Source organism: Trinickia sp., from assembly GCF_051953405.1.
GTDB lineage: Bacteria > Pseudomonadota > Gammaproteobacteria > Burkholderiales > Burkholderiaceae > Trinickia.
This window is the reverse complement of record NZ_JBQCIV010000094.1, coordinates 20,050-27,985: the sequence shown is the minus strand read 5'-3', so window position 1 is coordinate 27,985 and position 7,936 is coordinate 20,050. Positions and strand designations below refer to the sequence as shown.

9 protein-coding genes and 1 tRNA gene are annotated in these 7,936 nt (G+C 59.8%); 5 read left to right on the top strand and 5 right to left on the bottom strand.

Annotation, left to right across the window (positions count from 1 at the left end):
• The 5 genes from ACTHN9_RS16760 to ACTHN9_RS16740 all read left to right on the top strand — a co-directional run.
• Nucleotides 1-957, top strand: a 957-nt coding sequence (locus tag ACTHN9_RS16760) for an MFS transporter (RefSeq protein ID WP_440537899.1), incomplete at its 5' end; no start/stop codon positions are given.
• A 303-nt stretch (nt 958-1,260) separates the two neighbouring features.
• Nucleotides 1,261-1,458, top strand: coding sequence for a type II toxin-antitoxin system VapB family antitoxin (locus ACTHN9_RS16755; RefSeq protein WP_440537898.1), 198 nt, complete (start codon nt 1,261-1,263; stop codon nt 1,456-1,458).
• The gene (locus tag ACTHN9_RS16750) at nt 1,455-1,826 is read left to right on the top strand and encodes a type II toxin-antitoxin system VapC family toxin (protein ID WP_440537897.1); all 372 of its coding nucleotides are present in this window, start codon (nt 1,455-1,457) and stop codon (nt 1,824-1,826) included. Before ACTHN9_RS16755 ends, ACTHN9_RS16750 begins: the two co-directional genes overlap by 4 nt.
• Nucleotides 1,827-1,995: 169 nt before the next feature.
• On the top strand, nt 1,996-2,988 hold the full coding sequence (locus ACTHN9_RS16745) for a DUF6402 family protein (RefSeq protein ID WP_440537896.1): 993 nt from the start codon (nt 1,996-1,998) through the stop codon (nt 2,986-2,988).
• Nucleotides 2,989-3,099: 111 nt separating this feature from the next.
• Nucleotides 3,100-4,422 (top strand): IS5 family transposase, encoded by a 1,323-nt coding sequence (locus tag ACTHN9_RS16740; RefSeq protein ID WP_440537895.1) that lies wholly within the window; start codon nt 3,100-3,102, stop codon nt 4,420-4,422.
• A 5-nt stretch (nt 4,423-4,427) separates the two neighbouring features.
• Here the strand turns inward: ACTHN9_RS16740 and ACTHN9_RS16735 are convergent, their stop codons facing one another.
• From ACTHN9_RS16735 to ACTHN9_RS16715, 5 genes are all read right to left on the bottom strand, one after another.
• The gene (locus tag ACTHN9_RS16735; protein ID WP_440537894.1) at nt 4,428-4,673 is read right to left on the bottom strand and encodes a DUF6036 family nucleotidyltransferase; all 246 of its coding nucleotides are present in this window, start codon (nt 4,671-4,673) and stop codon (nt 4,428-4,430) included.
• Between the two features lie 144 nt (nt 4,674-4,817).
• On the bottom strand, nt 4,818-5,108 hold the full coding sequence (locus ACTHN9_RS16730; protein ID WP_440537893.1) for a hypothetical protein: 291 nt from the start codon (nt 5,106-5,108) through the stop codon (nt 4,818-4,820).
• 255 nt (nt 5,109-5,363) lie between these two features.
• Nucleotides 5,364-5,454 (bottom strand) — tRNA-Ser (locus ACTHN9_RS16725).
• Between the two features lie 71 nt (nt 5,455-5,525).
• Nucleotides 5,526-7,544: a sodium:solute symporter family protein gene (locus ACTHN9_RS16720; RefSeq protein WP_440537892.1), complete on the bottom strand. Its 2,019-nt coding sequence runs from the start codon at nt 7,542-7,544 to the stop codon at nt 5,526-5,528.
• Nucleotides 7,541-7,900: a DUF4212 domain-containing protein gene (locus ACTHN9_RS16715; protein WP_440537891.1), complete on the bottom strand. Its 360-nt coding sequence runs from the start codon at nt 7,898-7,900 to the stop codon at nt 7,541-7,543. Before ACTHN9_RS16715 ends, ACTHN9_RS16720 begins: the two co-directional genes overlap by 4 nt.
• Between the last annotated feature and the right edge of the window lie 36 nt (nt 7,901-7,936).

The window sequence follows — 7,936 nt, the reverse complement described above, 5'->3', positions numbered from 1 at the left end:
CTGACCGGCATGTCTTGGTCGTTCGCGTCGCTCGTCATCATCCGATTGCTGTTCGGTATCGGTGAAGGCGGCTTCGCGCCGGCCAATGCGGTCGCCATCGCGGAGAATTTTCGGAAGCAGGAGCGCGGCCGCGTGCAATCGTTGATGTCCAGCACCGTATTCCTCGGCAATGCCGCCGGCTCCATCTTCGTTGCCGCCGTCATTGCCGCGTATGGCTGGCGTTGGACGTTTCCGGCATTGGGGGTATGCGGCGTGGCCGTTGCAACGGCATTCGTCTTCATGCTCAAGCCGCGCGCGCACGTGCGCAGCACCCGCGCGGCCGCTCAAAGCCGTTCCCACTACCTCGAGCTGCTACACAATCCCATGACGTGGCGCGTGGGCCTGATCTGGTTTTGCAGCAGCACGCTGTTTCTCGGGCTGCAATCGTGGATGCCGTCGTACTTGCTGAAGGTTCGAGGCATCGACATTCAACACATCGGCATCGCTTCGATGATCCCGTATATCGCGGCGTTCTTCGCCACCAATACCGTCGGCCATGTCATCGACAAGGCCGGAGCGCACCGCTCGAAGCCGCTGATGGCATGCGGTGCGCTGCTGTGCGCCCTGTTCCTCATCTTGATGATGACGACGTCCTCGCTACCGCTGATCGTGCTTTATTGGACGCTGTGCATCTGTGCGTTCACCATGGTCTACGCAACGGTCTTCACCGTTCCGCTCAAGTATTTCCCGAACGACAAGGTGGGCAGCGCGACGGGCCTCATCAACTTCGGCGGGCAAATGGCGGGATTCATCGCACCGGTGATCATGGGGCATTTGATCGGGGCCTTCAACGGCTCGTACGTGGGGGCCTTCTCGTACCTCGTGCTTTCGGCGGCCGTCGCTTGCGTGATCGCTTGCACGTTGAAGACGCCGAACACGAATCAGGACGCCGCGCACGTGGCCATGGCGAATTCGTGACGGTGTGCGGGAGGGGGCTCAAGCGTTCGCGCTGCCGTTACGGATCAACGAATCGCGATCGATATCCGTTCACAAGGCCCATCCTTGCCGGGACCAAAACGAATGCGCGAGTCCATTCGTCTTTAGAACGTGGGCATGGCATCTCATCTCCGTGGCGCAGCAACTTCAGCGATGTCTGTCCGGGTGTGATTGAACTCGGCGGTCGCGATCGGGAGCCCGTGACAACCCAATGTCCGCTCCCTCATATAGCACGAAATTCAACATCAAACGATGCTATAATCGTGCCCAATCAGGGAGGTTGTTATGCGAACCACAATCGCGTTGGACGATGATTTGGTCTCTCGGGCCCAGGACTACACCGGGTTGAGCGAGAAGGCCGCTCTTGTGCGCGAAGCCTTGAAAGCGCTGATCGAGCGCGAAGCCGCGCGCAGGCTCGCTGCCTTGGGCGGTAGTCAACCGGGCATCACCGCTGCACCGCGCCGCCGGCAGGAGCTTGAATGATCCTTGTCGACACATCGGTGTGGATCGATCACATCGATCATTCGGAGCCGATGATGGTCGACCTTCTGCTCCATCACCGTGTCCGGATCCACCCGTATGTCATCGGCGAAATTTCGCTAGGTAGTTTGCGCAACCGCTCTGCCGTGCTTCGCGCTTTGAACGATCTGCCGCGCGTGCCAGTCGCCACGCCTGACGAAGTCTTCTATCTGATCGAGCAACAGCAGCTGTTTGGCCGGGGGATCGGCTATGTGGATGCGTCGCTGCTCGCATCTGCGAAGTTACAGCCGGGCGTGACGATCTGGACGCGGGCCAAGAGGCTGACAGCAATCGCCAACGAGCTTGCGTTGAGCGCGGTTCTAGACCACTAAACCGTGGCATGACGCATCTGGCCGCGCTCTTTGCCTCTCGCGGTTTTGAGGCCCGTCGCCGTGTGGGCCATTTTTCGCTCGTGTGGTTAATCTGGGGCTGGCGATTAGTTAAGCAGGCTTCGAGTCATGTTATATTCGCCGGCGATCCGAGGCCGAACAAATAACTCGAATGACTACACCAAACAGAATCCTATATTTCAAGCCAGAAAAAGCCGGCCTATTTTCAAGCAACACGAAGTGGACAAAGGACCTCTGCAAGCCGCTGAACAATCCCCAGGCTCACGTCCTGATGGACAGGGCGCCTAAAGGATGGACGCCGCCGTCGCCGAAGGCAGAGGAACCAAAGGCCGTAACCAACGCTGAGAAGAAGCCCGAAAAGCAAGTGTCGGGTCCGCCGATGCCTGCCGCACCCGCGAAAAGCAAGGATGACGAAGAAGACGACTGCCGCGTGCCGCCGACGTTCGATATGCTCGACATTCCCAATGCGATGGAAAAAATGGGCTTTGTTGTTGCAGCCAAACTGGCTCGACGCTGGTTCAACGGACGTAAATACATTACTCACGGGCTGTCCGACACTTATCCTAAAGATATGGTCGACACCAAAACGGTAACGCTGGATTTTACGCTAAAATACGGTGGCTCCCAAGCAAAGTTACGCCGCCTTGTCAATAAAGAAATATACACTGATGCGGCGATCTCCGCATTAAAAAAGATCGTGCGGCGTTTTGTCGCGAGGCGGTTCACAGAAGGGGGCATGGCGTTTACTGGCGACATAGACGCCTGGCAACTATCCAATGAGGATGTCCAGACGTTTCACAAGGACTACCAATTTCAATTGACGAAGGTCTCCGACCTCGACACTATCTCCGAAAATGGTGGGCTGACCGACCTAACGGCCTCACTCGGGAATTTCGCATATATGGCGGCAATCGCGAACGCAAGAGTATTTTCGGAGAAATACTATAAATATTCTGAACCAATACCGGAATATTGTTGCCAGTCGCGCGTGGAAGTGACTCACATATATGTATATGCACGAGACAGCTATTCATTCGTCGACAAACCCGGCGGAACAGCATCGCAGTATCTTGGTCATTGGAATCGGTATGGCGTGATTATGGTGCCATCAGCCGTGGCCGCAGATTTAATAAGTCGGCCCTGAACAATGCTGCGGGGCGGGCGCAGTAAGCCTGTGAAGCCGAAACGGTATTGTTGGATTTGCAGGAAGCAGGCATATTGATGCGCGAATCCTGCAAATCCTGACGAGGTGTGGATGGGTCCGAAGACGCCGGTGCCAGAGGGAGATTTCTTTCGCCAACCGCTGCGCGAGCAGATCAACTTGAAGCATCCGTTGGTTCGCCTTGCCGATCTGATCGACTGGGAGCGGTTGAACACGGCGATGAGTGCGAGCTTCGTGTCGCACCGAGGCCGACCGGCAACGTCGCCGCGTTTGATCGCAGGGCTGCTGTACTTGCAGCACGCGTTCGATCTGTCGGATGAAGAGGTCGTTTGGCAATGGCTTGAGAACCCGTACTGGCAAGTGTTCAACGGCGAGACGTACTTGCAGACGCAGCCCCCGATTGATCCGTCGAGCCTGACGCGCTGGCGCAAGCGGCTGGGCGAGGCCGGTGTCGAAGAACTGCTGGCCGAGACCATCGAAGCGGCCAAACGAGCGAACGTCATCAAGACTTCGAGCCTGAAGCGGGTAATCGTCGATACGACGGTCATGGAGAAGGCGATTGCGCATCCCACCGATTCGCGCCTACTCGAACGTTGCCGAGAGCATCTGGTGAAGGCTGCTGCCCAGCAGGGGCTCAGGCTGCGGCAGAACTACAACCGCGAAGCGCCGCGACTGGCGGGCCAAATCGGCCGCTACGCGCATGCCAAACAGTACAAGCGGATGAAGAAAGCGCTGCGCACATTGCGTTCTCGAGTGGGACGCGTGATGCGCGACGTCGAGCGGCAACTGGACGACGTTGCCCCGCAAAGCCGGGCAGCGCTGGAAGATCTGATCGGCCGCACGAAGCGCATTCTCACTCAGAAGCAAAAGGACAAGAACAAGCTGTACGCGCTGCACGCGCCGGAAGTGGAGTGCTTGGCCAAAGGCCAAGCTCGCAAGCCGTACGAATTCGGCGTGAAGGTGTCAATCACGACGACGCACAAGGAAGGTCTGGTAGTCGGAGCGCGCTCGATGCCGGGCAATCCGTACGACGGGCACACGTTGGCCGAAGCGTTGGAGCAGGCGGCGATCTTGAGCGACGTTCAGCCGGAGATCGCCGTCGTCGATCGCGGCTACAAGGGCGTCGCCATTGACGGTGTGAAGGTCTATCACCCTGGCCTGCGACGCGGCATCACGCGCGGCTTGCGCGCGATGATCCGGCGGCGCAGTGCGATCGAGCCAGCCATCGGGCACATGAAGGCCGACGGCAAGCTCGGTCGCAATTGGCTCAAGGGTACGTTGGGCGATGCGATTCATGCGGTGTTGTGCGGCGCCGGTCACAACCTGCGAATGATCCTGCGCCGGCTGCGGCTTTTTTACGCCCTGGTTCTCGCCGCCTTGCTTAGCTTCGAAACCGCTACGCCCTCGACGGCGTAGTTCGGTCAGCGCGACAAAACGAATTGTTCAGGGCCGACCACGTAGCCACTCAACGCCTCGGTGGCACGATCCTCGATCTCGTCCGCATCGGTCAACCCCAGTAGGACCAGTTCGCGGATAGCCTCTCGATCATTATCGGTAAGCCGCGCGATCTTACTGACGGCCAGATCGACAGGCGAAAGCACATTGACCCTGATACTCCCAAGCCCGAGATAGACCGGTCGGGAATCTGCTTGGTAGTCCTCATGCATTAAGATGTACTGCCATACCGCCCGTCAGGTACACCTGCAGCGGCGACTTCAGTTGCAGACGATTTTCGAGTCGCTCGAGAAGTTCGCGCAAACCTCGAACAAGCGCGGTACCAACCTTGAATGTCGGATCTTCGTGCATATCGCTTAGATTCGACGAAGCTGAGCGCGCAATAAGTCGCGCAAGCGCGGCAAACTCGCGACCCAGCCGTTGCGCACAACGTCCTCAGCGTCCGCCAACGTACCTGGATGGGCGTCGAAATACCGTTGGCTCGCCTCCGTCAGACTCTTCCACTCAAGGGGAAACTCGCTGCGCACTACCATCCCAGCCAACCTAAACACGTTCGCCTCGACCACATCTTCCGACGACGCCTGAGAGTCGCGTGCCGCCTCTACGCATCGCGCCAGTAGCTTGCTTTCGGCCTCACGTGCATCCATGAGTGTTTCCCTCGGTCGTATATGCGAATTTGGTTGCTAACCGGGATTAGCATATACCTCGGATTTGGGTGTTCGCCACGGCTATCCGAGATCGTTGGAAGCGAGGGGGCTGGGTAGGCGGGAATCCCGCCTGCACGAACGCAGGCCGCGGATTCGCTTGCAAGCGAATCCCTTCGAATCCCCCGCGCAAGCCGAACTATCGGCTTGCTTCTCTCCGAAAACGACAATGCCCGCTGGCGCGGGCCTTGAAATCCTTGGCGGAGAGAGGGGGATTCGAACCCCCGATAGGCGATTAACCTATACACGCTTTCCAGGCGTGCGACTTAAACCACTCATCCATCTCTCCGAGAGCCGCGCATTATAGCAGAGTCTGTGGCGATGGGCAGCCCCCTCCTCGCCGCCCCGTTGGGGCCACCCTCAAGGATGCCGAATATAGTCCACCAACGCCTTGGTATAAGCATCGGGCGCCCGGTCGAGCAAGCTCACCGCAATCGTCGCCAAGAACCCGGCCGGCACCCCGAACACCCCCGAACTAATCGGCTCGATTCCAAACCACCGAGGCCCCACGAACCCCGTCATCTGCCGAAAGTACGGATACGTCGAGACGATGTAATACACGCACACGCCGAGCCCCGCGACCATCCCCGCCACCGCCCCCCGCTTCGTCGTGCGCTTCCAGAACACGCCCAACACGAGCACCGGAAAAAAGCTCGACGCCGCCAGCGAAAACGCCGCCCCCACCAGAAACAAAATGTTCCCCGTATTGAGCGACGCAACATACGACGCGAACAACGCCACCCCCAGCAACAAGATCTTCGAAATCGTCACGCGCCGCTGGCTCGACGCCGCCGGATCGACCATGTGGTAGTAGATGTCGTGCGACAACGCATTGGCGATCGTCAGCAGCAACCCATCGGCCGTGGAGAGCGCCGCCGCCAGTGCCCCCGCGGCCACGAGCCCCGAAATCACATACGGCAACCCCGCGATCTCCGGCGCGGCCAACACCACCATGTCCGGCTGCATCCGAATCGCCGACCATCGGATAATGCCGTCGCCATTACCGCCGTCGATCGCGATCAAGCCAGGCTCCGCGCGGTGCCACTGCGTCACCCACGCCGGCCAATCGGACATCGAACGCCCTACGAGATGCGTCATCACTTCGTATTTGATCAGCACGGCCAGCACCGGCACGGTCACGTAAAAGAGCGCGATGAAAAACAACGTCCACGCCACCGATCGCCGCGCCGAACTCACCGACGTCGTCGTGTTGTAACGCGACAAGATGTGCGGCAAGCTCGCCGTGCCCAGCGATAAACACAGCAGCAACGAAAGAAAGTTGCGCTCGTGCGTGCGCCGGTCGCCTTCGTCGACGGAAGGGAACGGGTCGTACATTGGCACGGGATCGGTGGCCCGCGCCAGCAAATCGTCGCGCGATTGCGTCCACACCACGCGTGCAGCGGCCGCGTCGCGCGGAAACGCTTCGAGCGCAGCCTCGCGCTCGTGGATGTCTCGTAGCGGCCCGTTACGACGGCGCAAATCGTCGAGTTCGCGCATCAAATGCGCTTTATCCGACAAGTACGATCCGGGCAGCGCTGCAATCTTCGCGTCGATCCGCGCGGCCCGCTCTCGGTACGAGATGCGAATGCGCCGCTCTTCGGGCGAATCGCGCACCACGCGATCGAGCTTTTCCATCCGCTCCATCATCCGGCCGTACGTGAGCTGCGGTACCCATCCGAGCCCGTCCTTATGCGCGATCATGGACACGGGAATCAAGAAGGCGCTGATGAGAATCACGTACTGCGCCACCTGGGTCCACGTCACCGCCCGCATGCCGCCGAGGAACGAACAAACCAGGATGCCGGCCAAACCGCACGCGATGCCGATCGCAAAGTCGACACCGATAAAACGCGTCGCGATGATCCCCACCCCTTGGATCTGCGCGACGAGGTAGACGAACGAACACAAAATCGCCGCCCCAGCCGCGATGCCCCGCACGACATTACTCGAATAACGCGTGCCCAAAAAATCCGGAATCGTGTAGCGCGCCAGCTTGCGCACGTACGGCGCCAGCAAGAACGCGACGAGGCAATATCCCCCCGTCCACCCCATCACATAGGCCAGCCCATCGTAGCCGGTCGCGTAAAGCGAGCCGGCCAATCCGATAAACGAGGCCGCCGACAACCAATCGGCCGCCGTCGCCATGCCGTTGAACGCCGCCGGCACACGCCGTCCGGCCACGTAGTATTCGACGAGATCGGAGGTACGCGACAGCAACCCGATCACGGCATAAACGGCGATCGGAACGAATAGGAAGACATAGCCGACCCATACGCCCGGGCCCGTCACCCGTTCGATCCGCCACATCGTATAGACGAACAGCAAGAAGCCCAGCGTGTACAGCACGTAGGCCCGCACGAGCCGATTGACGAGCCTCATCGCGCGGCCTCGCCGGCAGTGCGGTTGGCCAGCTCTTGCGCGGCGGCTTGCCGCAAGCTGCGGTCGGCACGCGTCATGGCGACGATATACACGGCGATCAGCACCAAGTAGACGATGATCGCCCCTTGCGCACCCATATAGAACGGCAGCCGAAAGCCCATCACGCGCACGCCCGTGAGCGATCGCGCGAACAGCGGCACGACGAACGAAACGGCAAAGCCGATCAGCATCAAGACACCGATCAGCATGACGTTGAAGCACCAATAGCGCCGATGCGCAAGCGCCATCGCCTCCGACACCGGAGGCGGTTCGAGCGAGCGTTGAGCGACGGGATCGAGGGGACGTGGCGCGGCCATGCGCCTATGTATCAAAAAGGCGCGGCACGGGCAATC

What these genes read in the sequence shown, in the direction of transcription:
- ACTHN9_RS16755 (WP_440537898.1), top strand. Translation starts at nt 1,261, where the DNA reads ATGCGAACCACAATCGCGTTGGACGATGATTTGGTCTCTCGGGCCCAG.
- ACTHN9_RS16715 (WP_440537891.1), bottom strand. Translation starts at nt 7,900, where the DNA reads ATGGCCGCGCCACGTCCCCTCGATCCCGTCGCTCAACGCTCGCTCGAA.
- ACTHN9_RS16740 (WP_440537895.1), top strand. Translation starts at nt 3,100, where the DNA reads ATGGGTCCGAAGACGCCGGTGCCAGAGGGAGATTTCTTTCGCCAACCG.
- ACTHN9_RS16720 (WP_440537892.1), bottom strand. Translation starts at nt 7,544, where the DNA reads ATGAGGCTCGTCAATCGGCTCGTGCGGGCCTACGTGCTGTACACGCTG.
- ACTHN9_RS16730 (WP_440537893.1), bottom strand. Translation starts at nt 5,108, where the DNA reads ATGGATGCACGTGAGGCCGAAAGCAAGCTACTGGCGCGATGCGTAGAG.
- ACTHN9_RS16745 (WP_440537896.1), top strand. Translation starts at nt 1,996, where the DNA reads ATGACTACACCAAACAGAATCCTATATTTCAAGCCAGAAAAAGCCGGC.
- ACTHN9_RS16750 (WP_440537897.1), top strand. Translation starts at nt 1,455, where the DNA reads ATGATCCTTGTCGACACATCGGTGTGGATCGATCACATCGATCATTCG.
- ACTHN9_RS16735 (WP_440537894.1), bottom strand. Translation starts at nt 4,673, where the DNA reads ATGCATGAGGACTACCAAGCAGATTCCCGACCGGTCTATCTCGGGCTT.